At 71.1% G+C, this 806-nt stretch carries 1 protein-coding gene; it reads right to left on the reverse strand.

Annotated features, from left to right (window positions below; translation table 11 throughout):
- On the reverse strand, positions 1-806 hold an 806-nt coding region (locus JHD77_RS31690; protein WP_199506562.1), incomplete at both ends, for an S-layer family protein.

Here is an 806-nt window from a genome sequence, read left to right on the forward strand (position 1 = left end):
GCATCGTCGCGGGCGATATCCAGCCTGCCGAGGCTGTACACATCCCCGTAGAGGTTGGTGATGTCGCCGGCGCGCAGGGTCATGTCGGCGCCACTGAACAGCAACCCGCGCTCGTTGAGCAGGGCGGGCGCGTTCAATCGCAGGTTGCCGCCGCCGCCCAGGGTGCCGTAGTTGTTCAGGCTCGCGGCGCTGGCCACGAGGTCGCCGGCGGCGGTGATCCGCCCACGGTTGACCAGCAGGTTGCCGGCGCCGAGCGTGACATTGGCGCCGCCGGCGAGGCTGGCGGCATTGCCGAGGTCGAGGCTGGCGGCGTTCAGGGCGAAGTCGCCGAGGCTGGTGGCGCGGCCGTTGCCACGGTAGCCGCCGCTCAGCTCGAGTCGCAAGCTGCCGTCGCTGGCCAGCAGGCCGTCGTTGCTCCAGTCGCCGCCGCGGCCAGTGAAGGACTGCACCGCCAGCAGCTTGCCCTCGGCCGTCTGGCGGAAGGTGCCGATGTCCAGGTTCAGGCGTCCGGCTTGCAGCACGCTGCTGTTGGTCCATTCGCTGGCGCGGATGTCCAGCAGGCCATTGCTGGTCAGTTCGCCGCCGGCGCGGATCACCTGCCCGGAATCCAGGCCGAAGGTGCCGTTGCCGGTGTGGAGGATGCGCCCGCCGGCGTTGGCCAGGCTGCCCAGTTGCAGGTCGAGGTCCTGGTTGGCGCTTTCCAGCACGCCGTAGGCGTTGTTCAGGTCGCCAGCGACCAGCCGCGTGCTGCCGCTGCGGCCGAGGGCGCGCAGGCTGCCGCCGCTGTTGTCGATCGCGGCGGCGCG

Source organism: Pseudomonas sp. P20 (genome assembly GCF_016463925.1).
GTDB classification, from domain to species: domain Bacteria; phylum Pseudomonadota; class Gammaproteobacteria; order Pseudomonadales; family Pseudomonadaceae; genus Pseudomonas; species Pseudomonas aeruginosa.